Raw genomic sequence first — 24,831 nt, forward strand, 5'->3', positions numbered from 1 at the left:
TGATACTCGAAGGGGGCACACCCCACGGCCCGGCAAAGCCGGTTCCGTGGATAACGGACCACCGACATCCCCCAGGCCGCTTAGCGGCTCCCCCTTCTGATACTCGAAGGGGGCACACCCCACGGCCCGGCAAAGCCGGTTCCGTGGGTGTCCCCGCCCAGCGCCACTACGGCTCACCTTCCTTCAGGAGACGCACCATGCAGAAGTTCACCGCGCCCCTCAGGCGCGCCGCCGGTGTGCTCGTGTCGGCCTGGCTGCTGGCTGGCGCGGCGGCGGCCGTGCCGCTGCCGGAGCTCAATATCGACCCGGCACAGGTCAGCGTGTCGGGCGTGTCCTCGGGCGGCTATATGGCGGTGCAACTGCACGTGGCCTATTCGGCCACCTTCAAGAAGGGTGCGGGCGTGGTGGCGGGCGGGCCGTACTACTGTGCCGAGGGCTCGGTGGTCTACGCCACCGGCCGCTGCATGGCGCACGACACGAGCATCCCGGTCAGCAGCCTGGTGACCACCACCAACAACTGGGCCACGAGTGGCGCCATCGACCCGGTGGCCAACCTCGCGGCCAGCCGGCTCTACCTGTTCTCGGGCACGCTCGACAGCGTGGTCAAGACGGCCGTGATGGACGACCTGCGCAGCTACTACGGCGCCTTCGTGCCGGCGGCCAACATCGCCTACAAGAAGGACCTGGCGGCCGAGCATTCCTTTGTGACGGACGACTACGGCAGCGCCTGCTCGGTCAAGGGCGACCCCTACATCGACGACTGCAACTTCGACCTGGCCGGCGCGCTGCTGCAGCAGATCTACGGCCCGCTCAATGCGCGCAACGTGTCGACGCTGGGCGGCAGCTTCATCGAGTTCGACCAGCGCGGCTTCGTCGGCGGCCATGCCATGGCGCAGACCGGCTGGGCCTATGTGCCCGCGGCCTGCGCCAGCGGCAGTGCCACCTGCCGGCTGCACGTGGCGCTGCACGGCTGCAAGCAGAACACGGCGCAGATCGGCCAGCAGTACGTGCGCAACACCGGCTACAACCGCTGGGCCGACACGAACAACATCGTCGTGCTGTACCCGCAGACCGGCGTGACGGCCACCAACGGTTGCTGGGACTGGTGGGGCTATGACAGCCCCGACTATGCAAAAAAGGCGGGCCCGCAGATGGCCGCCATCCAGGCCATGGTCAAACACCTGTCGGGCGGCACGGCCACGGCCGCGCTCGCGGCGCCGGGCGGCCTGACGGCCTCTGCCGCCACGGCCAGCAGTATGAAGCTGAGCTGGTCTGCCGTGCCGGGTGCGGCGGGCTATGTGGTCTACCGCAACGGCGGGCGGCGCAACCCCACGCCGGTCGCCGGCACCAGCTTTACCGACACCGACCTCGTCGCGGGCAGCAGCTACGGCTGGACGGTGCGTGCGGTGAATGCCGCCGGCGCCCGCGGCGCGCCCTCGGCCACGGCCACCGCCAGCACCACCGGTATGGCGCCCGTGTGCACCACCACCGACAACTACAGCCACACCGTGGCCGCGCGGGCCTATGCGCTCTACGGCTTCGCCTATGCCTATGGCTCCAACCAGGGCATGGGGTTGTGGAACATCTACATCGAGACCACCCTGAAGAAGACCGCCGCCGGCTACTACGAGGTCGGCACCTGCTACTGAACGCGACAGGACATCCGCAATTGCTTGAAACCCAGAACCTCACCATCCGCTTCGGCGGGCATGTGGCGGTGAATGCCGTCAGCTGCCGCTTCGCGCCGGGCACGCTGACGGCCATCGTCGGCCCGAACGGGGCGGGCAAGACCACCTACTTCAACCTGGTCTCGGGCCAGCTCAAGGCCACCGAGGGCAAGGTGCTGCTGAACGGCCGCGACCTGTCGGGGCTGCCGGCCTCGGCGCGCACCCGCGCCGGCCTCGGCCGCGCCTTCCAGCTGACCAATCTGTTCCCCAACCTCACGGTGCTGGAGAACGTGCGCCTGGCCGTGCAGGCCGCGCACGAAGGGCCGCACCGGCGCGGCCTCAACCTCTGGAGCATCTGGAGCGACCACCGCGCGCTGACCGAGCGCGCCGACGCGCTGCTGGCCGAGACCAACCTCAAGGCCCGCGAGCACGACGTGGTGGCCAGCCTGCCGCACGGCGACCAGCGCAAGCTGGAAGTGGCACTGCTGATGGCGCTGGAGCCGCAGGTCTTCATGTTCGACGAGCCCACGGCCGGCATGAACGCGGCCGAGGCGCCGGTCATCCTCGACCTGATCCGCCGGCTCAAGCAGGACAAGACCAAGACCATCCTGCTGGTCGAGCACAAGATGGACGTGGTGCGCGAGCTGGCCGACCGCATCATCGTGCTGCACAACGGCACGCTGGTGGCCGATGGCGAGCCGGCCGAGGTGATCGCCTCGCCGGTCGTGCAGGAAGCCTACCTGGGCGTGGCGAAGGAGGCGGCATGAACGACGCACTGCTCACGCTCGAAGGCGTGCACACCCACATCGGCGCCTACCACATCCTCCACGGCGTGGACTTGGTGGTGCCCAAGGGCCAGCTCACCATGCTGCTGGGCCGCAACGGCGCCGGCAAGACGACCACGCTGCGCACGATCATGGGCCTGTGGAAGGTTGCGCAGGGCCGCGTGCAGTTTGCAGGCAAGAGCATCGCCAACCTGCCGACGCCGCAGATCGCCGACCTGGGCATCGCCTATGTGCCCGAGACCATGGGCATCTTCGCGGACCTGACCGTCAAGGAGAACATGCTGCTGGCCGCCCGCGGCGCCCGCCGCGCGCAGGACATGGACGAGGCGCGCCTGAAGTGGATCTTCCGGCTCTTCCCCGCGGTGGAGAAGTTCTGGAACCACCCAGCCGGCAAGCTCTCCGGCGGCCAGAAGCAGATGCTGGCCGTCTCCCGCGCCATCGTCGAGCCGCGCGAGCTGCTCATCATCGACGAGCCCAGCAAGGGCCTGGCGCCCGCCATCATCAACAACATGATCGACGCCTTCGCCGAGCTCAAGGCCAGCGGCGTGACCATCCTGCTGGTGGAGCAGAACATCCACTTCGCCCAACGCCTGGGCGACACCGTCGCCGTGATGGACAACGGCCGCGTGGTGCACGCCGGCGGCATGGCCGAGTTCTCGGCCGACACGCAACTGCAGCAACGCCTGCTGGGACTGGCCCTATGACGACCCTCGCCAAAGACATCGACTGGAAGCCGCTGCTGCTGGTGCCCGCGCTCGCGCTGGTGGCCCTGCCGCTGGTGGGCTCGCCCTCCACCTGGCTCACGCTGACCATCGCCGGCCTGGCCATGGGCATGATCGTGTTCATCATCGCCTCGGGCCTCACGCTGGTCTTCGGGTTGATGGACGTGCTGAATTTCGGCCACGGGGTGTTCATCGCCCTGGGTGCCTTCGTGGCCACCAGCGTGCTGGGCGCCATGGGCGACTGGACGCAGTCCACCTCCATCCTCACCAACCTGGTGGCGGTGCTGCCGGCCATGGTGGTGGCCATGCTGGTGGCGGGCGCGGTGGGCCTGGCCTTCGAGCGCTTCATCGTGCGGCCGGTCTACGGCCAGCACTTGAAGCAGATCCTCATCACCATGGGCGGCATGATCATCGGCGAGGAGCTGATCAAGGTGATCTGGGGCCCGGCGCAGATCCCGCTGCCGCTGCCCGAGGGCCTGCGCGGCTCCTGGCTGTGGGGCGATGCGGCGGTGGAGAAGTACCGTGTGCTCGCGGTGATCGTCGGCGCGCTGGTCTTCGGCCTGCTGGCCTGGACGCTGGCCCGCACCAAGATCGGCCTCTTGATCCGCGCCGGCGTGCAGGACCGCGAGATGGTCGAGTCCCTGGGCTACCGCATCCGCGTGCTCTTCGTCGGCATCTTCGTGGCGGGCAGCGCGCTGGCCGGCCTGGGCGGCGTGATGTGGGGCCTGTACCAGCAGAACGTGATCCCGCAGATGGGGGCGCAGGTCAATGTGCTGATCTTCATCGTCATCATCATCGGCGGCCTGGGCTCGACCACCGGCGCGCTGATCGGTGCACTGCTGGTGGGGCTGATGGCCAACTACACCGGCTTCGTCGCGCCCAAGGTGGCGCTGTTCTCCAACATCGCGCTGATGGTGGCGATCCTGCTGTGGCGGCCGCAGGGCGTTTATCCCGTGGCGGGCAGCCGCTGAAAGGGGAGGGGACCGATCATGCTTCGACGCCTTCTCTCCAACGACCTGCCGCGCAGCAAGGTGCTGGCGGTGCTGCTGCTGGCCGTGCTGCTGGGCCTGGCCTTCGCGCCCTTCCTGTTCCCGGGCGTCAAGGCGCTCAACGTGGCGGCCAAGATCCTGGTCTTCATCGTGCTGGTCGCCAGCTTCGACTTGCTGCTGGGCTACACCGGCATCGTGAGCTTCGCCCACACCATGTTCTTCGGCATCGGCGCCTACGGCGTGGCCATTGCAGCCACGCGCATGGGCGCGGGCTGGGACGCGGTGGTCGTCGGCGTGCTGTGCGCGCTGGCGGTCTCGCTGGTGCTGGCACTGGCGGTGGGCCTGTTCTCGCTGCGGGTGCGGGCCATCTTCTTCGCCATGATCACGCTGGCAGTGGCCTCGGCCTTCCAGACGCTGGCTTCGCAGCTGTCGGACTTCACCGGCGGCGAGGACGGGCTGACCTTCAAGCTGCCAGAGCTGATCTCGCCCAGCTTCGAATTCAGCGAGGAGCCCTTCCTCGGTGTCTCGCTGGATGGCCGGCTGCTGTGCTACTACCTGCTCTTCGTGCTGGCCGTGGTGCTGGTGCTGGCGCTGCTGCGCATCGTCAACTCGCCCTTCGGCCGCGTGCTGCAGGCGATCCGCGAGAACGAGTTCCGGGCCGAGGCCATCGGCTACCGCGTGGTGGTGTTCCGCACGCTGTCGGCCGTGCTGTCGGCTCTGTTCGCCACGCTGGCCGGCGCCATGCTCGCCATCTGGCTGCGCTACAACGGCCCGGACACCTCGCTCAGCTTCGAGATCATGGTCGACGTGCTGCTGATCGTGGTGATCGGCGGCATGGGCACCATCTACGGCGCGGCCATCGGCGCGGTGCTGTTCGTGGTGGCGCAGAGCTACCTGCAGGACCTGCTGCGCCTGGGCAGCGAGGCGGCGAGCGGGCTGCCCTGGCTGTCGGCCGTGCTCTCGCCCGACCGCTGGCTGCTGTGGCTGGGCGTGCTCTTCGTGCTCTCGGTCTACTACTTTCCCACCGGCATCGTCGGCAAGCTGCGCAGCAGGAGCGCGAAATGAGCGTCACCCCCACTTCCCACTATGCGCAGCTGGTCGGCCGCGAGATCCACTGGATGGATTGGGGCGATGCAGCCGCGCCGGCCGTCATCGCCTGGCATGGCCTGGCCCGTACCGGCCGCGACATGGACGAACTGGCGGCGCACCTGGTGGCCGAGGGCTGGCGCGTGATCTGCCCCGACACACTGGGGCGCGGCCTCAGCCAGTGGAGCCCTGCGCCGGACGAGGAATACCAGCTGGCCTTCTATGCGCGCCTGGCCGACGCGCTGTGCGAACACCTGGGTCTGGCGCGCGTGCACTGGGTGGGCACCTCCATGGGCGGCGCCATCGGCACGGTCTGCGCATCCGGCCTCGTGGTCCCGACGATGAAGAAGCGCATCGCCGCCGTGGTGCTCAACGACAACGCGCCGCAGCTCGCCTCGGCCGCCATCGAGCGCATCAAGGCGTATGCGGGCAACCCGCCGGCCTTCGACACGGTCAGTGAGCTGGAAGGCTTCCTGCGCACGGTCTACAAGCCCTACGGCTGGCTCAGTGATGTGCAGTGGCGGCGCATGGCGGAGACCTCGACGCGACGCCTGCCCGACGGGCGCGTGACGCCCCACTATGACCCCGCCATGGTGCGCCAGTTCACCGTGCACGACGACGACTACTTGATCTGGCCGCACTACGACGCCATCGAAGTGCCGGTGATGATCCTGCGCGGCGCCGAGTCCGATCTGGTGCTGCCGGAGACCGTCGAGGCGATGCGCCACCGCGGGCCCGGTGCGGCGGGGCGGCTGACGGTGCTGGAGGTGCCGGGGTGCGGGCATGCGCCGGCGTTGAACGTCCCAGCGCAGCTGGAGCCCATCGCTGCCTTCCTGGGCGCATCCCGCTAGCACGCCCAGGCAGTGCGGGCCGTCGACAGGCCCCAAACGCAACAAGGCCCGCATGTGCGGGCCTTGTCGTTCGTGCCTGCGCCGCATGCGGGCGCCGGCCTGGTGCCGATGATCAGCTGGCGGCGCGTGCCTGGTCGCGCAGGCTCTTGATCTGGTCATGGTTCTTCTGGGCGCCCTGGGCCTGGCGCTCGATCACTGCACGGACGTCGGCCGGCAGATCCTGCTGCAGCGCCTTGCGATAACGGGCCACTGCCGCGTCTTCGCCGCGCTCGCATTCGTTGAGCATGGACTCTTCGCTGTTGGCGCCGACGGCGCCCTTGACGTGCACCCAGCCGCGGTGCAGGGCGCCGGAGGCGGTGCCGCCGTCGGCGGGCTTGCCGCCCAGGCGAACGACGAGTTCTTCCAGTTCGCGCGCGGCCTGCGCGCATTCGGTGGCGCGATTGGCGAAGGTGGTGCGCAGGCTGCTGTTCTCCACCTCTTCGGCGCACAGGCGGAAGCCATACTCGCCGTCGCGCGAGTTCTCCAGCAGGTCGTTCAGGGTGTCGATGATGTCGTTGGTGGTCTGGGCCATGGTGGATTCCTTGTCCGATGGGGGTGTCGAGGGCCGGATTTCGCGGGAGCGCGACATCCGGCTGCGGAACCGCCATGGTTGAGGGTCGCACCCGCGCGGATCGTCGTCGCGCCGCGCGCGCCGCTGTAGGTGCAGCAGCCTTGGCACCGCCCGCCAAGCGCGGGTGCCGGGTCAGCGTGGACCGTGCGCTACGAGAGTTGCAGCAGCTCGGCCGGACTCGCCATGTGCAGCCGCATGAGCTCGTCGGCCACGCGGGCGCCGCTCAGCGGCGTCACGCCCTCGCGCGCGGCATAGGCCAGCAGACTGTTGCGCAGCGTGATGCGCGAGACGAAGAAGCTGCGCTCGCGCAGATGCGCCAGGATCTCGTCGACGACGACCTCGAACTGGACGGCTTCATCGGGCGGGACGTGAGGGGCGGTGTCGGTCATGGAACTCGGCGGGTGTGTGGCAGGTGGAAACGCGCAGACGGGCGAAGCAAGCTTCGTGCGAGCCTCGACCGCGTCCGTGGGTGCAGTGTGCCTCCCTACAATCCGCCGGTGAACACGCCGTGCTCCGCTCCCTTCCTGGCCGGTGGCGGCCGTGCCACCGAACTCATCCTGCAGCGGGACTGGCGGGACCATCCTCTTGGGCCGCCCGGACAGTGGCCCGAAGGGCTCAAGGTCGCACTCAGCCTCGTCGTCAACTCGCCCGAGTCGATGATCCTCTGCTGGGGCCCGCAGCTCCACTTCTTCTTCAACGACACCTACATCCCGCTGCTCGGCCCGCGCGTCGAATGGGCCATGGGTGCTCCCTTCGACGAGGTGTGGGCCGACGCGCTGGCGCAGGCGCATCCGATCATTGCGCAGGCCATGGCCGGCCAGCGCCAGCGCTTCACCGACCTGTACTGGAAGCTCGCCACCGACCGCGGTCAGTCGGACACCTGGTGGACCTTCTCGTACTCGCGCATCCTCGATGCCGACGGCGAGATCGCTGGGCTGTTCATCTTCACCAACGAGACCACCGACAAGGTCCTTGCCGACGCCGCCCTGCGCGAAGTGACCGAGCGCCAGCGCCAGTCGCTGCAGCAGATGCCCGGCTTTGTCGCCATCCTGAGCGGGCCGGATCACCGCTACGACTACGTCAACGACGCCTATGTCGCCATTGCGGGTCAGCGCGACTTCCTGGGCCGCACGGTGCGCGAGGCCTTGCATGAACTGGAGGGGCAGGGCTTCTACGAGCTGCTCGACCAGGTCTATGCCAGCGGCCAGTCCTATGCCACCAAGGCCATGCCCATCCACCTGGGCAACAAGACGCCGGAGGAGGCCGACCGTTTCATCGACTTCGTGTATGAGCCGATCCGCGATGCGGCCGGCGCGGTGACCGGCATCTTCGTGGGTGGCTACGACGTGACCGAGCGGGTCCGGGCCGAGCGGCTGCTGGCCGAGGCCAACCGCGAACTCGAGCAACGCGTCAATCTGGCCGTGAAGGAGCTGATGGCGGCGGAAGAGGCGCTGCGGCATTCGCAGAAGATGGAGGCGGTGGGCCAGCTCACCGGTGGGCTGGCGCACGACTTCAACAACCTGCTCACCGCCGTCACCGGCTCGCTGGAGCTGATCCAGCGTCATGCCGCCCGGGGACGCTTCGCCGAGATCGACCGCTACGTGGGCACGGCGCAGGCGGCGGCGCGGCGCGCGGCGGCGCTGACGCACCGGCTTCTGGCCTTCTCGCGGCGGCAGACCCTGGCACCCACCGCCGCCAACCTCAACGACCTGGTGGTTGGCATGGAGGAGCTGATCCGGCGTACCGTCGGCCCGAGCATCCATGTGGAGACGGTGGGCGCCATGGCCCTGTGGACCACCTTCGTGGACGTTCCCCAGCTCGAGAACGCGTTGCTCAACCTGTGCATCAACGGCCGCGATGCCATGCCCGATGGCGGACGCATCACCATCGAGACGGCCAACCGCTGGATCGATGCGCAGACCGCCCGCACGCTGGGGCTGGCGGCGGGCCAGTACGTCTCGCTCAGCGTGACCGACACCGGCACCGGCATGACGCCCGAAGTGCAGGCCAAGGCCTTCGACCCCTTCTTCACCACCAAGCCCATGGGGCAGGGCACCGGACTTGGGCTGTCGATGATCTACGGCTTCGCCCAGCAGTCGGGCGGGCATGTGCGCATCTATTCGGAGCTGGGGCAGGGCACCACCATGTGCATCTACCTGCCACGCCACTTCGGTCCAGCCGAAGCGCCCGCGGACATGACCCAGGCCCTGGCGCCGCAGGGTGCGGCGGGCGAGACCGTGCTGGTGGTCGACGACGAGCCGGCCGTGCGCATGTTGATGCTCGAATGCCTGGGCGAGCTCGGCTATACGCTGCTGGAAGCGCATGACGGGCCGTCGGCCCTGCGTCTGCTGGAATCAGGCGTTCGCATCGACCTGCTGGTGAGCGACGTCGGCCTGCCCGGCGGCTTCAATGGGCGGCAGCTGGCGGATGCAGCGCGCGTGCACCGGCCGCAGCTCAAGGTGCTGTTCGTCACTGGCTATGCGGAAAACGCGCTGATCGGCAACGGCCACCTTGAGCCCGGCATGGCCGTGCTCACCAAGCCCTTCCCGCTGGAGCAATTGGGCGTGCGGGTGCGCGAGATGCTGGGGGGCTGAGTACGGGCCGCGCCCGGCGCGGCCTCAGATCCCGAAAGCGCGCCGGCTTTCGGGCGCGATCAGGTCGTGGAACTCGGGATGCTTGCGCAGATAGGCCGCCACGAACGGGCACACCGGGATCACCCGCGTGCCCAGGGCGCGCACATCCTCCAGGGCATGTCGGACCAGCGTGGAACTCAGGCCCTGTCCTTCGAATTCGGGAAGGATCTCGGTGTGGGTGAAGATGAGCCCGTTCGCCAGCACGTTGTACTCGGAGAAGCCCGCCAGCGTGTCGCCCAGCAGGATCTCGTAGCGATGGACGGCTTCGTTCTTGCGGAGGGTGGGCGTCTGCGGCATGCGGGGTCCTTGGCGTCGTCGAAGTGGGCGGACCATCATCGCTCAGGCCGCGGCAGGCCGCCTGCCGCGACCTGTGTCAGCTGCGACTTTCCGAGGCGGCCGCCGGCGGGGCATCCGGCGCCGGCGCCGCGGGCTCGCGCGCCGACTTGACGGCGGCAACGAGGGCGGCCGACGTATAGGGCTTGGCCAGGATCAGGCTGCCGCTGAGCTCGCCCCGCAACAGGGGCGAGGCATCGCCGCTGGCGAAGATCGTCACCAGCTCGGGCAGCTGCGTGCGCAGGGCTGCGGCCAGCTCGGTGCCCGAAGCGCCGGGCAGGTTGATGTCGGTCACCATGACCTGCGGACGATGGCGCTGGGCCAGGGACTCGGCTTCCTCCGCGCTGCCGGCTTCGACCACGGCGTAGCCGGCGTCGGTGAGCATGGCGGCCGAGGTCACGCGGATCAGCGGATCGTCCTCGACCAGCAGCACCACGCCGGCACTCGCACGCGCGGCCGGGGCGGATGCCGGTGCAGCCGTCTGCCGCACAGCAGCCGGTGTGGGCGAAGCCGCAGCAGCCGCACCGGCCTGCCCGGTCGCCGCAGGCGCCGCGGTCTGCCGCTGCGCCCGATTGCCGAGCAGGTGGCGCACCTTGCGCGCCAGCGCCTCGCGCGAGTACGGCTTGGACAGCAGTTCGACGCCTGCATCGAGGCGTCCGCCGTGAACGATGGAGTTCTCGGTGTAGCCCGAGGTGAACAGCACCGCCAGATCCGGGATGCGCTGGCGGGCCTGGCGGGCCATCTCGGGGCTCTTGAGCGGGCCCGGCATCACCACGTCCGTGAACAGCAGGTCGACCGGAATGCCACTCTCGATCACCGCCAGCCCCTTGGACGCATCGGAGGCCTGCAGCACGCGGTAGCCCAGGTCGACCAGCATGGCCACGACGACCTCGCGAACCTCGGCATCGTCCTCCACCACCAGCACGACCTCGGTCCCGCCCTCGATGGCGCCGGCGTCCACGCGGACGGCCACGTCCTCCGCCTGCATGGCGCGGGGCAGGAACACCTTGACGGTGGTGCCGTGGCCCAGTTCCGAATAGATCTTGATGTGCCCGTTGGACTGCTTGACGAAGCCGTAGACCATCGACAGGCCCAGGCCCGATCCCTTGCCTTCCGGCTTGGTGGAGAAGAAGGGCTCGAAGGCGCGGGCGATCACCTCCGGCGGCATGCCGGAGCCGGTGTCCGATACCGCCAGCATCACATACTGGCCGGGCGCCACCTCGTCGTGCTTGAGCGCATAGGCCTCGTCCAGATGCACGTTGGCCAGTTCGATGGTGAGGCGACCCGAACCATTCATCGCGTCACGCGCATTGATGGCCAGGTTGAGCACCGCGTTCTCGATCTGCGTCGGATCGACGAAGGTGTTCCACAGCCCGCCGCCGAGCACCGTCTCGATCTCGATCGCGCCACCCAGGGCGCGGCGCAGCATGTCGTCCATGCCCTGCACCATGCGCGTGGCATTGACCACGCGCGGCTCCAGCGGCTGCCGGCGACCGAAAGCCAGCAACTGTGCCGCGAGCTTGGCCCCGCGCGACACGCCGGCCATGGCATTGCCCACCAGCCGCTGCGCCCGGTCGTTGCCGGCGATGTCCTTGGACAGCAGGTGCAGGCTGCCCGAGATCACCTGCAGCAGGTTGTTGAAGTCGTGGGCCACGCCACCGGTCAGCTTCCCGATGGACTCCAGCTTCTGCGCCTGGGCGAGCTTGGCCTCGGCCTGCCGGCGCTCGTCGATCTCGGCGATGACGCGGGTCTCCAGGTTCTCGTTGAGCAGACGCAGCTGTTCCTCGGCCCGCTCCCGGTGGCGCACCTGCGCGGCGAGCGCCGTGGCCTGGGCCACCAGGCTTCGTTCGGCAGCGCGCTGCTCGGTGATGTCGGTGTGCACGCCCACCCATTCGTCGATGCTGCCGTCCTCGCGCAGGATGGGCAGGCCCCGCACGGCGAAATTGCGCCACACGCCATCGCTGCGGCGCACACGGTGTTCGTGGATGAACAGGGTGCGTCCCTCGACGGCGGCGTTCCAGGTTGCGATGGCGCCCTGGGCATCATCGGGATGCAATGCGTCGGCCCAGCCATAACCTTCGTATTGCGCCTGCGTCTGGCCGGTGAGGGCGGCCCAGCCCGGCTGCTCGCCGGTCATGCGGCCATCGGCGGTGTTGGTCCAGAGCACGCCATGAACGGCATCCATGGCGGTGCGGAAGCGTCGGTTGCTGATGCGCAGCGCCTCTTCCTGCCGGGCGCGGTCGGTCACGTCGAGCACGGTGCACATCACGCCGGCCGCCAGGTCTGCCGAGTCGTAGACGGGCGTGTAGAAAAGGTCGAACACATGCGCCTTCGGCCCGTCGTCGTGCACCAGCGTCATCGTGTGCTCGCGGAAACAGACGATCTCGCCACCCAGACACCGCTGGAGCACGTCGCGGTTCCATTCCGCGATCTCGGGCCAGACCTCCAGCGAGGTGCGGCCCAGGGATGCCGGATGTTGCGCACCGAGCACGGCCGTATAGGCATCGTTGTAGAGCATGACATGGTCGTGCCCCCACATCAGAACCTTGGGCACGGGAGAGTTCACGATGTTGGACACCGTGATCCGCAGGGCGGGCGACCACTCGCCCACGGCGCCGAGCGATGTCGCGCTCCAGTCCCGTGCCCTGATCAGCGCGCCGCACTCGCCGCCGGCCGGCGGCCATGCGCTCTTCGTCACGCCAGGGCGTGGCTCGTCTGCTGCGGACAGTAACGAGGCGGCGGTGGCATTCGGCATGGTGGGCAGGAGGTGATGGCGGTGGAAGAACGGCGAGGCGGGCCCGCTTCCTACGCACGCAGCCCGCCTTTGGATCTTCGACTGCCGGAGGCCGAAATGGTGACGGACAAAGCCGCGACCCGCATGGGCCTCTTTCGCCCGCCGTCTTGCACCGACCCGGCCGCGCAGGCCATCGCCAGGCCTGGGTCAGGCCGGATCCATCCCCTGCCGCCGGATGGCATCGGCCGCGTCGGGGCCCGCCATGAAGTCGAGCACCGCCTGGGCCTCAGCCGCCCGCTCGCTCGTGGCCGCCACGGCACCCGAGAAGGTGGTGACGATCTGGATCGCATCGGGCAGCGGGCCCAGGATGTCGATGCCTTCGAGGTTCAGCATTTCGCTCAGCTGCTGGAAGCCCAGCGCCACCTCGCCCTTGGCCACCAGGCTGCCCACGGGCACGCCGGGCGGCGCGGTGACGATGCGCGGCTGGATCTCGGCGGCGATGCCCCAGCGCTCGAAGAGCTTGGCCAGTTGCACGCCGCTGGGGCCGGTGGAGTAGGCCAGGCTCTGCGCGCCCAGCACGGCCTGCTTGACGGCCTCTTCGGTGTCGATGGCGGGCCGCGGCGCGCCGGCCTTCACGGCCACGGCCACCCCCGAGGTCACCAGGTCCTTGCGCGGGCCGGCCGTCTTGCCGGCAGCGGCCAGCTGGTCGATGGCGTTGGCCGCCAGCACCACCAGGTCGAAGGCCTCGCCGGCCTGCACGCGCTTGGCGGCATCCACGCCGCCCACCGATTCCACCTTCACCGCCTGGCCGGTGCGGCGTTCGTAATCGGCCGCCAGGTCGTTCAGGATCTGCCGGGTGGCCATGGAGGAGATGAGCGTCAGGGGGGCGGTCATGCTGCGGGTCGATGAGGGGTTGTCGGATGAACGGCGGATTGTGTCAGCCGTCGCCGAAGCGCGTGGCGATCAGCTGGCGCAGCCACTGGTTGGCCGGCTCGCGGTGCAGGCGCGCGTGCCACAGCAGGTGGATGCCGATCTCGGGCAGCGGCGCCGGGTGCGCCAGCCAGCGCAGGCCGAAGGGCCCGGCCATGCGCTGGGCCAGCCGCTCGGGCACGGTGGCGATCATGTCGGTGCCGGCCAGGATGTGGCCCAGGGCCACGAAGTGCGGCACCGTCAGCCGCACCCGGCGTTCGATGCCCTGGCGGGCCAGCTCGTCCTCCACCACGCCGTGGCCGGTGCCCGCGGAAACCACGGCCAGGTGTTCGGCCGCGCTGAACTCGCGCAGCCCGATGCGGCGCTTGTCCAGCGGATGGCCCTGGCGCATCAGGCACACATAGCGTTGGGTGAACAGGCGCCGCTGAAAGAAGCCGGTGCGCAGCTGCGGCAGCAGGCCCAGGGCCAGGTCCACATGGCCGGACTCCATCTCGTCCTTGAGCTGCACCGCGGTGTTGCGCACGGTGCTCACGGTCACGCCGGGGGCGGCTTCGGCCAGGGCTTCCATGAGGCCGGGCAGGAAGTAGATCTCGCCGATGTCGGTCATGCCGATGGTGAAGGCACGGTTGCTGGTGGCGGGGTCGAAGCCCTGGTCCTGCCGCAGCGCGCCCTGCAGCAGCTGCAGCGCGGCGGCCACCGGCTCCGCCAGTTGCACGGCCCGCGGCGTGGGCTCCATGCCGCGCGAGGTGCGCAGGAAGAGCTCATCGCCCACCGCCTTGCGCAGCCGCGCCAGCGCGTTGCTCACCGCCGGCTGGCTCAGCCCCAGCGCCCGCGCCGCGCCCGAGACGCTGCGCTCGGCCAGCAGCTGGTTGAACACCAGCAGCAGGTTCAGGTCGAGCTGCCTGAGATCCATGGCGTGTTATTGACGATAGTGATGGGGCCTATTCACCGGATTCTATTGGTGGATAGTGTGCCCGGCCGGATGATGCGCCCCACTACGACAACGACGGAGACACGCACGATGAACAGCGCGCCCCACGAGGCCCCGCTGCGCTGGGAAGCCGGCGGCACCAGCCGCATTCCCTTTGCCGCCTACACCCGCGACGACCTGCACCGCAAGGAGCTGGAACGCTTCTTCTACCGGGGCCACTGGTGCTACGTCGGCCTGGAGGCGGAGATTCCCAACCCCGGCGACTTCAAGCGCACCGCCGTCGGCGAGCGCTCGGTGATCCTGGTGCGCGCACAGGACGGCAGCATCCATGTGGTGGAGAACGTCTGCGCCCACCGGGGCATGGCCTTCTGCCGCGAGCGCCACGGCAACCGCAAGAGCTTCACCTGCCCCTACCACCAGTGGAACTACAACCTCACCGGCAAGCTGATGGGCGTGCCCTTCCGCCGCGGTGTGCGCGACGAGGCGGGGGAGATGCAGGGCGGCATGCCCGAGGACTTCAAGCCCGAGGACCACGGCCTCACCAAGCTCAAGGTGGCCACGCGCGGTGGCGTGGTCTTCGCCAGCTTCGACCATGAGGTCGAGTCGCTGGAAGACTTCATGGGCCCGGTCATCCTGCGCTGGTTCGACCGGCTCTTCAACGGCCGCAAGCTCAAGATCCTGGGCTACAACCGCCAGCGCATTCCCGGCAACTGGAAGCTGATGCAGGAGAACATCAAGGACCCGTACCACCCCGGCCTGCTGCACACCTGGTTCGTGACCTTCGGCCTCTGGCGCGCGGACAACAAGTCGCAGCTGGTGATGGACGCGCGCCACCGCCACGCGGCCATGATCTCCACCCGCGGCCAGCAGGGCGCCGCCTCGCAGGTGACGCAGGTGTCGAGCTTCAAGGAGAAGATGTCGCTGGAGGACGCGCGCTTCCTGGACATCGTGCCGGAGTCGTGGTGGGGCGGCCCGACTGCCGTCATGACGACGCTGTTCCCCAGCGTGATCCTGCAGCAGCAGGTCAACAGCGTCTCGACGCGCCACATCCAGCCCGACGGCCACGGCGCCTTCTTCTTCGAATGGACGCACTTCGGCTTCGAGGACGACACCGAGGAGATGCAGCAGCGCCGCCTGCGCCAGGCCAACCTCTTCGGCCCGGCGGGCTTCGTGTCCGCCGACGACGGCGAGGTGATCGAGCTGTCGCAGATGGCCTTCGAAAGCAAGCCCGGCCACCGGGCCCTGGCCGAACTGGGCGGCCGCGACGTGGGCGATGCCGACCACATGGTCACCGAGACGCTGATCCGCGGCATGTACGACTACTGGCGCGGTGTGATGGAGGCGCCTGGTGCGGATGGCCCACCGGCCGCGGCGGCGCCCCGACCGTCGCCGTGTGCATCCGGAGGCGACGCGTCCCACGGCCATGGGGAAGGGAGCGCCGCCCGATGAGCCCGCTCAATTTCGAGGACTGGTTCGCGCTCAGCCAGCTCTATGCCCGCTACGCCAGCGCGCTCGATGCCGCCGACTGGGACGCCTGGCCCGAGTTCTTCACCGAGGACTGCTCCTACCGGCTCCAGCCGCGCGAGAACCACGAACGGGGCTTTCCGCTGGCCACGCTGTCCTTCGAGAGCAAGGCCATGCTGCGGGACCGGGTCTACGGCATCCGCGAGACGCTCTACCACGACCCCTACTACCAGCGCCACGTGGTGGGCACGCCGCTGGTGCGGGAGGTGGTGGACGGCCGCATCCACTGCGAGGCCAACTACGCCGTCTTCCGCACCAAGCTGTCGCAGCTGACCACCGTGTTCAACGTGGGCCGCACGATCGACGAGGTGGTGCGTATGCCCGACGGCGCGCTCAAGTTCGCGTCGCGGCTGGTGGTGTACGACAGCGAGATGATCCCGAACTCGATCATCTACCCCATCTGAGGCCGGCTTCATGAACATTCCCACTGCCCACCTTTCAGGCGCGGAGCCCGATCCGCACGGCCCGCCGCTGCGGCGGTTCCTCGATCCCGGCTACAGGCCGCTTTGCAACTCCCTGGCCGAGATCCGCGCCGGCATCGATGCGCTGGACGAGCAGATCGTCGCGCTGTTGGCCGAGCGGGGGCGCTATGTGCGCGATGCCGCGCGATTCAAGCGTGACGCCTTCCAGGTCTCGGCGCCTGCCCGGCAGGAGCAGGTGTTCGCCAAGGTGCGAGCGCTGGCCGAGGCCAAGGGCGCCTATCCCGAAGTGGTGGACGCCTGCTATCGCGCGATGGTGGCCGGTTTCATCGCGCGCGAGCAGCAGGACCATGCGGCCATGGCCCCGGTGGAGGATGGGCGATGACCCTGCTGCGTCGACATACCCTCCGATGGACGGCGCTCGCTGCCATCGTTGCGGCAGTCTTGCCCGCTCAAGCCCAGAACGTTGCCGCGTCGCAGGACTGGCCCAGGCGCCCGATTCGAATCGTCGTGCCCTTTGGCGCCGGCTCGTCGCCGGACATCCTCGCGCGCATCGTCAATGACCGCCTGGCGCCGCGGCTGGGCCAGCCGGTGATCGTCGAGAACCGCGCGGGGGCGGGCGGCAACGCCGGCACCGACGTGGTGGCCAAGGCCAATCCGGATGGCTACACCTTCCTGCTGTCGGTCAATGCCCCGCTGGTCTACAACACGGTGCTCTACCGCAACCTGCCCTACGACCCCTTCCGCGACCTGGCCCCGGTATCGCTGGCAGCCACCACACCCAACGTCTGTGCCGTCAACGCGCAGACCGGCATCGACTCGGTCAAGGGATGGCTGGATGCGCTGCGGCGCAACCCTGGCAAGTACAACTTCGCTTCCACCGGCAACGGTTCGATCGCGCACCTCGGGGTGGAACTCGTCAAGGCGAAGACCCAGTCATTCGCCGTCCACATTCCCTACGCTTCGTCGGCGCAGGCCGTGACGGCGCTGGTGCAGGGGGATGTGCAGTTCGCCTGCCTGCCGCCGGTGACCGTGATGCCGCAGGTCAAGGCGGGCAAGCTCAAGGCCTTGGCTGTGACCTCCGCGCAGCGCTCCGCCCTGCTGCCCGATCTGCCCACGTTGCGCGAGTCCGGCCTGCCGGACATCCAGGCCGTGCCGTGGTTCGCCTACATGGCACCGCGCGACACGCCGCGGCCGGTGGTCGAGCGCATGAGCCGGGAGATCGCCGCCGTGCTCGCCGAGCCCGAGGTCCGCCAGCGTCTGCTCGGCGCCTACTTCGATCCGGTCGGCGGGACCCCGGAGCAACTCGCGGCCTTCATGCGTGAAGAGCTGCAGCGATGGAAGCCGGTGATCGAGCGCGCCGGCCTCAAGCCGGACTGAGCCCCCCACCGCATTCCATCGGGGCGGACGCGCACGATTCAGCCGCCCAGCAGCACGCCCCGCGCCTTGTCCACCCACAGCTGCAGACTGTCCAGCAGGTCCTTCTGGCTGAAGGAGCAGCTTTCCTCGCTGAACAGGGCGCTGGATTCCAGGCGGTCCACCACGTCGAGCAGCACGGGCGCATAGCGCGGCGGCAAGGCGGTCTGCAGTGCAGAGGCTTGCCGTGCGTGGTCGCAAAGACGGCCAAGTTGCAGCGGATCACGGCGGGTGGCGGCGAGCAGGTCGGCGAGTCGGGCGAGCTGGTCCTGGGCGGTGGCGGCGTCGGTGGTCGTGTTCATGGCGCAAGCGGGGTGTTCGAGATCGGTACGGTGCAAGGGCGCAGCCTGCAACGGTCAGGCGGAGGCGGGCCGTGCGGGCTGCGCAGGCGGCAGCGGCAAGCCGCGTTCCTGCATCAGCGCCCGCAGCCGGTCGGGATAGTCGGTGATCAGGCCGTCCACGCCCATGTCGATCAGCCGCGCCATGTCGGCGGGGTTGTTGACTGTCCAGGGCAGCACCTTCAGGTCCAGGTCGTGGGCCTCCTTCACCTGCTGCGGCTGCAGGTCGCCGAAGGCCGGCGACCAGATGGACAGGCCCTTGCCGCGCCGCGATGCGGCATCGATCAGCCGCGGTACGCTGCCGCCATGGTCGGCCAGCCGCAGGCCCGCGGTCCAGCGGCTGTCCTGCACGGTGCGCGGGCTGGTGAGCCAGGCGCGCCAGAGACGGGGTTCGCGCGTCCCGGCATACACGAGGCTGCGCCAGTCGAAGCTCTGCAGCGTCACGTGGGGCAGGCGCCCGGCGCGCCGCGCCTCGGCCAGGATGGCGTCGGTGATGGCTTCGGGCGACGCGGTCTCCGTCGGCTTGGTGGGGTCGACCTTGGTCTCGATGTTGAAGCGGATCTGGCTCGCGCCGCGACGCTCGGCCAGTGCGAACAGTTCGGCCAGCGTGGGGATACGCTCGCCATCGCGCGGCACCTGGGTGGGGAACTGCTGGCCGTATTGGGTGTTCGGGTTCAGCCGGCCCACGTCATAGGTCTTGAGCTGGGCCAGGGTCAGCTGGTGGATGGCCGGGCCCGTGGCGTTCAGCCAGCGGCCTTGCGCATCGCGCGTGTGGTCGGGGTTGAGGGCGGTGTCGTGCGAGATCATGGCAACGCCGTCGGCCGTGAGTCCGATGTCCAGCTCGAGCGTGGTGACGCCGAGGCTGATCGCGTTGTCGAAGGCGGCGAGCGTGTTCTCGGGCGCGAGGCCGCGGCCGCCGCGATGCGCCTGCAGGTCCAGCAGGCGCTGCTCAGGCGCCGTGGGCAGGGCGCGGCAGGCCGCCAGGCTGGCGAATGCGGGCAGAAGGATGACGGTGCCGCGACCGAGCAGCGCGCGGCGGGACAGAGACGGTAGAGATGGCGTGGACATGCCCTGATTCTGGATGCCGTCGATGACGGTGGTGCCTGGGCGGGCGCCGGGGTTTGCCCGCAGGCGAGAGCGTGTTGTGCAGCCGATGGCGGCACCGGCTGCCGCACTGCCAAGCCAGGCGGCTACTTCAGCTGCACCTTGATGCCGTCCGCCAGCATCGTGATGTCGCCGATCGCATAGGTCTTGCGGCCGACGGTGAGGTCTTCCTTGCGGAAGGTGTGCAGGGCTTGGCCCTGCAGCAGTTCCTGCGCGACGGCGGCGCCCGCACGCTGCAGGCGCACGGCGTCCTGGCCGCCCACGCCGTCGAACACGACGCGCTCGGCGCGCGGCTGGTCCAGGCGCAGGCTCAGTGTCTCGGGGTCGTAGCGCAGCATGCTGCTCACGGCCAACTGGCCGCCCACCTGCGAGGGGTTGAGGAAGGGGCTGGCGATGGTGACGGCGGTGGTCAGCATCGCGCGGTTGGCGCCCGGGTCCAGGTCCAGCCGCGGGTCGCGCAGCGTGACGTCCAACAGGCCACCGGCGCTCTGCCGCAGCGGGAATTTCTTGGCCACCTGGGCCTGCAGTTCCTCGCGCGAGGCGGTGTATTCGCTGGTGAAAAAGTTGAAGCCGGCCCAGGCGCTGCGCAGCGGGGCGGCACCCAGCAGGAGCAGGGCGCCGCCGCCAGTGAGCAGGCGGCGGCGGAAAGCGAGGTCACGGTGCGTCATGCGGGAATTGGAGGGGCCAGCTTCGGGTGGGTTCCTGGGCCAGCGCCGACGTGGTGTCAGCGTGTTTCGCTGGCGCTCGATCGTAGAAGCCGATGCGGTTGCGCAACCCGTCGGCGTCGAGTGGGCATGTGGCCACCCAAAGCTGTCGTGCTGTTCAGTCGAGCCGGGCGCCCGATGCCTTCACGGCCGCCGCCCAGCGCGGCGTCTCCGTCTGCAGGAAGCGGCCGAAGTCCGCGCTGCCCAGGAAAGCCGGATCGGCGCCCTGGCTCACCATGCGGCTCTTCAGGTCGGGCTGGGCCAGCACCTGCTGGAAGGCGCCGCTCAGTCTGTCGACCACGTCCTTGGGCGTGCCGTCCGGCACGAAGAAGCCGTAGAAGCCCACCACCTCGAAGCCCTTGAGGCCGGCCTCGATGGCGGTCGGAATGTCCGGCAGCGCCGGGTTGCGCTCGCGGCTGGTCACGGCCAGCGCGCGCACCTTGCCCTGCTTGTGGTAGCTCGCAGCCTGGGGAATGGACTCGGCCATGAACTGCACCTGTCCGCCCATCAGGTCAGTGAAGGCCGGCGCACTGCCGCGGTAGGGGATGTGGACCATGAAGATCCCGGCCGCGCTCTTGAACATCTCCGGCACCAGGTGGCTGATGCCGCCGTTGCCCGCCGAGCCGTAGTTGATCTGGCCCGGCCGTGCCTTGGCGTACTGGATGAACTCGCCCAGCGTCTTGGCGGGCACGTTGTTGTTGACCAGCAGCGCCAGTGGCTGCATGGCGGTGCGCGCCACGGGCGTGAAGTCACGCAGCGTGTTGTAGGGCAGGTTGCGGTAGAGCGCGCCGTTGATCACCGCCACGCCGGTGTTGGCCAGCATCAGCGTGTAGCCGTCGGCCGGGCTCTTGGCGACGAAGTCGGCGCCGACCGAGCCGCCCGCGCCGGGCTTGTAGTCCACCAGCACGGGCTGGCCCAGCATGGCCTGCAGCCGGTCGGTGAGCAGGCGGGCATGCTGGTCGAGCGGACCTCCGGCGGGAAAGCCGATGACGATCTTCAGCGGCTTGTCGGGAAAGGCGGCCTGCGCGGCCAGGCTGGTGACCAGGGCCAGCGCGCCCAGCAGGGCGGCCAGGCCGCGGCGGCGATAGATGCGGTGCTCTTGCTTCATCGGCGTCTCCGTTCTTGTGAGGGCGCCGATGATAGTGAGCGGCCTCTGCCGCCTTGGAGGCGATCAGTCGTGCAACGACGACAGGAACTGCTTCAGCTCCGCCGTCTGCGGATTGCCAAACAGCTCGGCCGGCGGGCCCATCTCGTGCACGCGGCCCTGGTGCATGAAGATCACGCGGTCGCTCACCTTGCGGGCGAAGTTCATCTCGTGCGTGACCATGAGCAGCGTCATGCCCTCGTCGGCCAGCGACTCCACCACGCGCAGCACCTCGCCCACCAGTTCGGGGTCCAGCGCGGAGGTGATTTCGTCGCACAGCAGCACGGCCGGCTCCATGGCCAGCGCACGGGCGATGGCCACGCGCTGCTGCTGGCCGCCCGAGAGCTGGTCGGGCATGGCGTCGAACTTCTCGGCCAGGCCGACGCGGGCCAGCAGCTTGCGCGCCTGCGCCTCGGCTTCGCCCTTGTTCTTCTTCTTGACCAGCGTGGGCGCCAGCATCACGTTGCGGCACACAGACAGGTGCGGGAAGAGGTTGAAGCTCTGGAAGATCATGCCCACGCGCTGGCGCAGCTCGCGCATGGCCATGGCGCTGTCGTGCAGCAGCGGCTTGGCGTCGACGGTGAGCGAACCCTCCTGGAACTCCTCCAGCCCGTTGATGCAGCGCAGCAGCGTGCTCTTGCCCGAGCCGCTCTTGCCGATGATGGCGATCACCTCGCCGCGCGCCACCTCCAGGTCGATGCCCTTGAGCACCTGGTTGCTGCCGTAGGACTTCTTGAGCGCCGTGATGCGCACGATGGGCGCGCCGGGCTCGACATGGGCGTGGGTTTCAGGAACGGCGGCCATGGGTCTTTCTTTCGAGATGCTTGGCGTAGAGGCTGACGGGGAAGCACAGCGCGAAGTACATGAGCGCCACGCAGGCAAACACGGTGAAGGGGCGGAAGGTGGCGTTGGCGATCATGCCGCCGGCCTTGGTCAGCTCCACGAAGCCGATGACCGAGGCCAGGGCCGTGCCCTTGATGACCTGCACCAGAAAGCCGACCGTCGGCGCGATGGCGATCTTGACCGCCTGCGGCAGGATCACATGCCGCATCTGCTCGCCGAAGTTGAGTGCCAGGCTGGACGACGCCTCCCACTGGCCGCGCGGAATGGCGGCCACGCAGCCGCGCCAGATCTCGGTGAGGAAGGCGCTGGTGTAGAGCGTGAGGGCGAAGGCCGCCGAGGTCCACGGCGACACGTCGATGCCGAAGAGCGCGATGCCGAAATAGGCCAGGAAGAGCTGCATCAGCAGCGGCGTGCCCTGGAAGAGCTGCACATAGCCGCCGATGAGGCGCTGCACGGCATTGCCGCCGCGCAGCCGCGCGGCCAGCAGCAGGCCGCCGACGATGCCGCCCCCGATGAAGGCGATCAGCGACAGCACCACCGTCCAACGCGCGGCCAGCAGCAGGTTGCGAAGGATGTCCCAGAGGGTGAATTCGACCATCGTGGTGCTCCTTCAGCGGCCGAAGAACCGGGGGCCGGCCCAGTTGAACAGGCGCCGCGCGCCGACGGCCAGCAGCAGGTAGATGGCCGTGGCGACGATGAAGGCCTCGAAGGCGCGGAAGTTGCGGCTCTGGATCAGGTTGGCCGCGTAGCTCAGTTCCTCGACCGAGATCTGGCCGCACACCGCCGAGCCCAGCATGACGATGATGATCTGGCTGACCATGGCCGGCCACACCTTCTTCATGGCGGGCGGCAGCACCACGCGCAGGAAGGTCTGGGCCCGCGTCAGCGCCAGGCTGGCGGCGGCCTCGATCTGGCCCTTGGGCGTGGCCTCGACGCCGGCGCGGATGATCTCGGTGGCATAGGCACCCAGGTTGAGCACCATCGCGATGATCGACGCCACTTCGGGCGTGAGCTTCACCCCTGCGGCCGGCAGGCCGAAGAAGATGAAGAACAACTGCACGATGAAGGGCGTGTTGCGGATCAGCTCCACATAGGTGCCCACCACCCAGCGCAGCCAGCCCGGCCCCCAGGCCCGCGCCCATGCGCAGCCGATGCCCAGCGCCATGCCGATCACGGTGGCGATGGCCGTGAGCCCGAGGGTCCACGCCACCCCCTTGAGGAGCAGCGGCCATTCCGAAAGGATGGCCCAGAAGTCAAAAGTCATGGAAGGCCCTGAGAAACGAGGGAGACCGGCCTCGCGAGTCGCCATTGGCAAGGGCAAGCGAAGCGAAGCCCGTTCGGGAGCACCCGCGGAACCGGCTTTGCCGGGCCGCTGGGTGCGCCCCCTTGAGGGGGGAGGCGGCTACACGAAGTGAGCAAGCAACGGGGGTGGGCTTCAGACCGGAAGATCGCCAGCGGCTTTTCCGAGCCACTGCTTGGACATCTTGTCCAGCGTGCCGTCCTTCTTGGCGGCGGCGATGATCTCGTTCACCTTGGCCTTGAGGGCATCCTCGCCCTTGGCGATGCCCACGAAGCAGGGGCTGTCCTTGAGCAGCAGCTTGAACTCGGTGTTGATCTGCGGGTTCTTGCGGATCATCTCGGCGGCCACGGCGCCGCTCATGGCGATCACCTGCGTCTGGCCGGCCACGTAGGCGGCGACGGTGGCGTTGTTGTCCTCGAAGCGCCGGTAGTCCACGCCGCTCGGGGCCACCTTGTTCAGCTCCTGATCTTCCATGGCGCCGCGGGTCACGGCCACGGTCATGCCGGTCAGATCCTTGAAGTCCTTGATGGCGGCGGTCTTCTTGGCGAACACGCCCTGGAAGAAGGGCGCGTAGGCCGAGCTGAAGTCGATGACCTTCTCGCGCTCGGCGTTCTTGCCCAGCGTGCTGATGACCAGGTCGGCCTTCTTGGTCTGCAGGTAGGGAATGCGGTTGGCGCTGGTCACGGGCACCAGTTCGAGCTTGACGCCCATCTTGGTGGCGATCAGCTTGGCCATGTCGATGTCCAGGCCCTGGGGCGCCATGTCGGTGCCGACGAAGCCGTAGGGCGGGTAGTCGGTGGGAATGGCCACCTTCAGCGTCTTGGACTTGAGCACGTTGTCCAGCGCGCTTTGGGCATGCGCGGCACCGGCGAAGAGGGCGGCGGCGGCCAGGCCGAGGGTGAAGAGGCGTTTGGAGGGCGTCATAGGAGCTTTCCCAGGTAGGTGGAGGAGTCGTCGGAGGAATCGGGGCCGCCGGCGGCGCTGCGCTTGCGCGCAGCGGCCTTGGGCGGGGTGGTTCGCAAAAGCTGTGCCGAGGTGGCGGCGTCGGGGTTGGCGCCGGCCGCCCGCACGGGCGCCAGGGCTTCGCGCAGGCGCGCCAGCGGGTCGGGCGCGGTAGAGACGCTCAGGGCGGCCTGCACCGTGCCGATGTGCTCGGCCATCAGCGCCTCGGCCTCGGCGATGGCCCCGCGCTCCAGGGCCTCGACGATGCGCACATGGTCCTCGCAGGACTGCTCGGCATCGTGGGTGGACTGGTAGCGCATCGCGATCAGCGTGGTGCGGGCGGTGTAGTCGCGCAGGGTGTCGGCCAGCAGCGAGTTGCCCAGGCAGTCGGCCAGGCAGACGTGGAAGTCGCCCAGCAGGTAGCTGCGCTTGCCGATGTCGTCCTGCCGCAGGGCGGCCTTTTCCTGCTGCAGGTGCTGCTTGAGGCGCTTGAGGGCCTCCTTGCGCACGCCGCCGGCGCTCTGGCGGATCAGGCCGGTCTCGATCACGCGGCGGGCCTCGAAGGCCTCGCGCGCCTCGTCCTGCGAGGGCTCGATCAGGTACCAGCCGCGGCGGGCGCTCACCGTGACGATGCCGCGCGCCGCCAGGCGGGTGAGCGCCTCGCGCACGATGGTGCGGCTGCAGTCGAAGAGCAGCGCCAGCTCCTGCTCGCCCAGGCGGGAGCCGGGCGCCAGCTTCTGCGCCAGGACCGCTTCGACGATGCGGTTGCTGATGTCGGTGGACGAGATCGCCATGCCGGGATGGTGAGCACGAAGCATGCCCATCT

Annotated in this window: 26 protein-coding genes; 11 read left to right on the forward strand and 15 right to left on the reverse strand. The window is 69.0% G+C overall.

All coding sequences use genetic code 11. The annotated features are described in order from the left end of the window. The first annotated feature begins 197 nt into the window (after nucleotides 1-197). Genes BXA03_RS03150 through BXA03_RS03175 form a run of 6 tightly spaced genes read left to right on the forward strand, consistent with a single transcriptional unit; the run spans nucleotide 198 to nucleotide 6,100 of the window. Entirely contained in the window at nucleotides 198-1,649 is a 1,452-nt protein-coding gene (locus BXA03_RS03150; protein ID WP_076503771.1) for an extracellular catalytic domain type 2 short-chain-length polyhydroxyalkanoate depolymerase, read from the forward strand. A 20-nt stretch (nucleotides 1,650-1,669) separates the two neighbouring features. Beyond that, complete coding sequence (locus BXA03_RS03155; RefSeq protein ID WP_076503773.1) at nucleotides 1,670-2,434, forward strand: ABC transporter ATP-binding protein; 765 nt, start codon at nucleotides 1,670-1,672, stop codon at nucleotides 2,432-2,434. After that, the gene (locus BXA03_RS03160; protein WP_076503776.1) at nucleotides 2,431-3,156 is read left to right on the forward strand and encodes an ABC transporter ATP-binding protein; all 726 of its coding nucleotides are present in this window, start codon (nucleotides 2,431-2,433) and stop codon (nucleotides 3,154-3,156) included. Before BXA03_RS03155 ends, BXA03_RS03160 begins: the two co-directional genes overlap by 4 nt. Then, a complete protein-coding gene (locus BXA03_RS03165; protein ID WP_058643720.1) occupies nucleotides 3,153-4,145 on the forward strand; it encodes a branched-chain amino acid ABC transporter permease in 993 nt (330 codons plus the stop codon). The genes BXA03_RS03160 and BXA03_RS03165 overlap by 4 nt, the downstream gene beginning before the upstream one ends. Before the next feature lie 18 nt (nucleotides 4,146-4,163). Continuing rightward, nucleotides 4,164-5,228, forward strand: coding sequence for a branched-chain amino acid ABC transporter permease (locus BXA03_RS03170; protein WP_076503779.1), 1,065 nt, complete (start codon nucleotides 4,164-4,166; stop codon nucleotides 5,226-5,228). Beyond that, nucleotides 5,225-6,100, forward strand: a complete 876-nt coding sequence (locus BXA03_RS03175; RefSeq protein WP_076503781.1) for an alpha/beta fold hydrolase — start codon at nucleotides 5,225-5,227, stop codon at nucleotides 6,098-6,100. The genes BXA03_RS03170 and BXA03_RS03175 overlap by 4 nt, the downstream gene beginning before the upstream one ends. Before the next feature lie 112 nt (nucleotides 6,101-6,212). Here BXA03_RS03175 and BXA03_RS03180 read toward each other — a convergent pair whose 3' ends face one another. Continuing rightward, nucleotides 6,213-6,671, reverse strand: coding sequence for a ferritin-like domain-containing protein (locus BXA03_RS03180; protein ID WP_076503782.1), 459 nt, complete (start codon nucleotides 6,669-6,671; stop codon nucleotides 6,213-6,215). A gap of 188 nt (nucleotides 6,672-6,859) precedes the next feature. Further along, on the reverse strand, nucleotides 6,860-7,099 hold the full coding sequence (locus BXA03_RS26490) for a hypothetical protein (RefSeq protein WP_076503783.1): 240 nt from the start codon (nucleotides 7,097-7,099) through the stop codon (nucleotides 6,860-6,862). A 108-nt stretch (nucleotides 7,100-7,207) separates the two neighbouring features. Between BXA03_RS26490 and BXA03_RS03190 the strand changes: the two genes are divergently transcribed. After that, complete coding sequence (locus tag BXA03_RS03190; protein WP_076504777.1) at nucleotides 7,208-9,304, forward strand: PAS domain-containing protein; 2,097 nt, start codon at nucleotides 7,208-7,210, stop codon at nucleotides 9,302-9,304. Nucleotides 9,305-9,328: 24 nt separating this feature from the next. On the opposite strand, the gene BXA03_RS03195 is transcribed toward BXA03_RS03190, so the two are convergent. From BXA03_RS03195 to BXA03_RS03210, 4 genes are all read right to left on the reverse strand, one after another. Continuing rightward, nucleotides 9,329-9,640 (reverse strand): GNAT family N-acetyltransferase, encoded by a 312-nt coding sequence (locus tag BXA03_RS03195; protein WP_076503786.1) that lies wholly within the window; start codon nucleotides 9,638-9,640, stop codon nucleotides 9,329-9,331. Nucleotides 9,641-9,716: 76 nt separating this feature from the next. After that, nucleotides 9,717-12,431, reverse strand: coding sequence for a response regulator (locus BXA03_RS03200; protein WP_083715854.1), 2,715 nt, complete (start codon nucleotides 12,429-12,431; stop codon nucleotides 9,717-9,719). Between the two features lie 186 nt (nucleotides 12,432-12,617). Next, nucleotides 12,618-13,304, reverse strand: coding sequence for a substrate-binding domain-containing protein (locus tag BXA03_RS03205; protein WP_076503790.1), 687 nt, complete (start codon nucleotides 13,302-13,304; stop codon nucleotides 12,618-12,620). 43 nt (nucleotides 13,305-13,347) lie between these two features. Further along, on the reverse strand, nucleotides 13,348-14,253 hold the full coding sequence (locus BXA03_RS03210) for a LysR family transcriptional regulator (protein WP_076503793.1): 906 nt from the start codon (nucleotides 14,251-14,253) through the stop codon (nucleotides 13,348-13,350). A 108-nt stretch (nucleotides 14,254-14,361) separates the two neighbouring features. Between BXA03_RS03210 and BXA03_RS03215 the strand changes: the two genes are divergently transcribed. The 4 genes from BXA03_RS03215 (at nucleotide 14,362) to BXA03_RS03230 (ending at nucleotide 17,594) form a co-directional block, all read left to right on the forward strand. Continuing rightward, the gene (locus BXA03_RS03215; protein WP_083715855.1) at nucleotides 14,362-15,720 is read left to right on the forward strand and encodes an aromatic ring-hydroxylating dioxygenase subunit alpha; all 1,359 of its coding nucleotides are present in this window, start codon (nucleotides 14,362-14,364) and stop codon (nucleotides 15,718-15,720) included. After that, entirely contained in the window at nucleotides 15,717-16,199 is a 483-nt protein-coding gene (locus BXA03_RS03220) for an aromatic-ring-hydroxylating dioxygenase subunit beta (protein WP_076503796.1), read from the forward strand. Before BXA03_RS03215 ends, BXA03_RS03220 begins: the two co-directional genes overlap by 4 nt. Before the next feature lie 10 nt (nucleotides 16,200-16,209). Further along, on the forward strand, nucleotides 16,210-16,599 hold the full coding sequence (locus BXA03_RS03225) for a chorismate mutase (protein WP_076503803.1): 390 nt from the start codon (nucleotides 16,210-16,212) through the stop codon (nucleotides 16,597-16,599). Nucleotides 16,600-16,724: 125 nt separating this feature from the next. After that, entirely contained in the window at nucleotides 16,725-17,594 is an 870-nt protein-coding gene (locus BXA03_RS03230) for a Bug family tripartite tricarboxylate transporter substrate binding protein (RefSeq protein ID WP_234983580.1), read from the forward strand. A gap of 38 nt (nucleotides 17,595-17,632) precedes the next feature. Here BXA03_RS03230 and BXA03_RS03235 read toward each other — a convergent pair whose 3' ends face one another. From BXA03_RS03235 to BXA03_RS03275, 9 genes are all read right to left on the reverse strand, one after another. Next, entirely contained in the window at nucleotides 17,633-17,932 is a 300-nt protein-coding gene (locus BXA03_RS03235; RefSeq protein ID WP_076503808.1) for a hypothetical protein, read from the reverse strand. Nucleotides 17,933-17,986: 54 nt separating this feature from the next. Next, on the reverse strand, nucleotides 17,987-19,036 hold the full coding sequence (locus BXA03_RS03240; protein ID WP_083715856.1) for a glycerophosphodiester phosphodiesterase: 1,050 nt from the start codon (nucleotides 19,034-19,036) through the stop codon (nucleotides 17,987-17,989). Nucleotides 19,037-19,158: 122 nt separating this feature from the next. Then, nucleotides 19,159-19,740, reverse strand: a complete 582-nt coding sequence (locus BXA03_RS03245) for a YceB family lipoprotein (protein WP_076503811.1) — start codon at nucleotides 19,738-19,740, stop codon at nucleotides 19,159-19,161. Nucleotides 19,741-19,894: 154 nt separating this feature from the next. Further along, nucleotides 19,895-20,884, reverse strand: a complete 990-nt coding sequence (locus tag BXA03_RS03250) for a Bug family tripartite tricarboxylate transporter substrate binding protein (RefSeq protein ID WP_076503814.1) — start codon at nucleotides 20,882-20,884, stop codon at nucleotides 19,895-19,897. A gap of 63 nt (nucleotides 20,885-20,947) precedes the next feature. Beyond that, nucleotides 20,948-21,724: an amino acid ABC transporter ATP-binding protein gene (locus BXA03_RS03255; RefSeq protein ID WP_076503817.1), complete on the reverse strand. Its 777-nt coding sequence runs from the start codon at nucleotides 21,722-21,724 to the stop codon at nucleotides 20,948-20,950. Next, entirely contained in the window at nucleotides 21,708-22,361 is a 654-nt protein-coding gene (locus BXA03_RS03260; protein WP_076503820.1) for an amino acid ABC transporter permease, read from the reverse strand. Before BXA03_RS03260 ends, BXA03_RS03255 begins: the two co-directional genes overlap by 17 nt. A 12-nt stretch (nucleotides 22,362-22,373) precedes the next feature. After that, the gene (locus BXA03_RS03265; protein WP_017757454.1) at nucleotides 22,374-23,027 is read right to left on the reverse strand and encodes an amino acid ABC transporter permease; all 654 of its coding nucleotides are present in this window, start codon (nucleotides 23,025-23,027) and stop codon (nucleotides 22,374-22,376) included. A gap of 171 nt (nucleotides 23,028-23,198) precedes the next feature. Beyond that, nucleotides 23,199-23,987 carry a transporter substrate-binding domain-containing protein gene (locus BXA03_RS03270; RefSeq protein WP_076503823.1) on the reverse strand — a complete coding sequence of 263 codons (789 nt, stop codon included), beginning with the start codon at nucleotides 23,985-23,987 and terminating at the stop codon, nucleotides 23,199-23,201. Continuing rightward, complete coding sequence (locus BXA03_RS03275; RefSeq protein WP_369822390.1) at nucleotides 23,984-24,823, reverse strand: GntR family transcriptional regulator; 840 nt, start codon at nucleotides 24,821-24,823, stop codon at nucleotides 23,984-23,986. The genes BXA03_RS03270 and BXA03_RS03275 overlap by 4 nt, the downstream gene beginning before the upstream one ends. Nucleotides 24,824-24,831: the final 8 nt, after the last annotated feature.

The organism is Pseudacidovorax sp. RU35E (genome assembly GCF_900156165.1).
GTDB lineage: Bacteria > Pseudomonadota > Gammaproteobacteria > Burkholderiales > Burkholderiaceae_C > Xenophilus.

Bases quoted from the DNA above. Each gene is read 5' to 3' on its own strand.
- BXA03_RS03225 (WP_076503803.1), top strand. From the start codon at position 16,210: ATGAACATTCCCACTGCCCACCTTTCAGGCGCGGAGCCCGATCCGCAC.
- BXA03_RS03170 (WP_076503779.1), top strand. From the start codon at position 4,164: ATGCTTCGACGCCTTCTCTCCAACGACCTGCCGCGCAGCAAGGTGCTG.
- BXA03_RS03260 (WP_076503820.1), bottom strand. From the start codon at position 22,361: ATGGTCGAATTCACCCTCTGGGACATCCTTCGCAACCTGCTGCTGGCC.
- BXA03_RS03215 (WP_083715855.1), top strand. From the start codon at position 14,362: ATGAACAGCGCGCCCCACGAGGCCCCGCTGCGCTGGGAAGCCGGCGGC.
- BXA03_RS03210 (WP_076503793.1), bottom strand. From the start codon at position 14,253: ATGGATCTCAGGCAGCTCGACCTGAACCTGCTGCTGGTGTTCAACCAG.
- BXA03_RS03270 (WP_076503823.1), bottom strand. From the start codon at position 23,987: ATGACGCCCTCCAAACGCCTCTTCACCCTCGGCCTGGCCGCCGCCGCC.
- BXA03_RS26490 (WP_076503783.1), bottom strand. From the start codon at position 7,099: ATGACCGACACCGCCCCTCACGTCCCGCCCGATGAAGCCGTCCAGTTC.
- BXA03_RS03175 (WP_076503781.1), top strand. From the start codon at position 5,225: ATGAGCGTCACCCCCACTTCCCACTATGCGCAGCTGGTCGGCCGCGAG.
- BXA03_RS03195 (WP_076503786.1), bottom strand. From the start codon at position 9,640: ATGCCGCAGACGCCCACCCTCCGCAAGAACGAAGCCGTCCATCGCTAC.
- BXA03_RS03240 (WP_083715856.1), bottom strand. From the start codon at position 19,036: ATGTCCACGCCATCTCTACCGTCTCTGTCCCGCCGCGCGCTGCTCGGT.
- BXA03_RS03235 (WP_076503808.1), bottom strand. From the start codon at position 17,932: ATGAACACGACCACCGACGCCGCCACCGCCCAGGACCAGCTCGCCCGA.
- BXA03_RS03165 (WP_058643720.1), top strand. From the start codon at position 3,153: ATGACGACCCTCGCCAAAGACATCGACTGGAAGCCGCTGCTGCTGGTG.
- BXA03_RS03220 (WP_076503796.1), top strand. From the start codon at position 15,717: ATGAGCCCGCTCAATTTCGAGGACTGGTTCGCGCTCAGCCAGCTCTAT.
- BXA03_RS03180 (WP_076503782.1), bottom strand. From the start codon at position 6,671: ATGGCCCAGACCACCAACGACATCATCGACACCCTGAACGACCTGCTG.
- BXA03_RS03150 (WP_076503771.1), top strand. From the start codon at position 198: ATGCAGAAGTTCACCGCGCCCCTCAGGCGCGCCGCCGGTGTGCTCGTG.
- BXA03_RS03245 (WP_076503811.1), bottom strand. From the start codon at position 19,740: ATGACGCACCGTGACCTCGCTTTCCGCCGCCGCCTGCTCACTGGCGGC.
- BXA03_RS03160 (WP_076503776.1), top strand. From the start codon at position 2,431: ATGAACGACGCACTGCTCACGCTCGAAGGCGTGCACACCCACATCGGC.
- BXA03_RS03205 (WP_076503790.1), bottom strand. From the start codon at position 13,304: ATGACCGCCCCCCTGACGCTCATCTCCTCCATGGCCACCCGGCAGATC.
- BXA03_RS03255 (WP_076503817.1), bottom strand. From the start codon at position 21,724: ATGGCCGCCGTTCCTGAAACCCACGCCCATGTCGAGCCCGGCGCGCCC.
- BXA03_RS03275 (WP_369822390.1), bottom strand. From the start codon at position 24,823: ATGCTTCGTGCTCACCATCCCGGCATGGCGATCTCGTCCACCGACATC.
- BXA03_RS03200 (WP_083715854.1), bottom strand. From the start codon at position 12,431: ATGCCGAATGCCACCGCCGCCTCGTTACTGTCCGCAGCAGACGAGCCA.
- BXA03_RS03265 (WP_017757454.1), bottom strand. From the start codon at position 23,027: ATGACTTTTGACTTCTGGGCCATCCTTTCGGAATGGCCGCTGCTCCTC.
- BXA03_RS03250 (WP_076503814.1), bottom strand. From the start codon at position 20,884: ATGAAGCAAGAGCACCGCATCTATCGCCGCCGCGGCCTGGCCGCCCTG.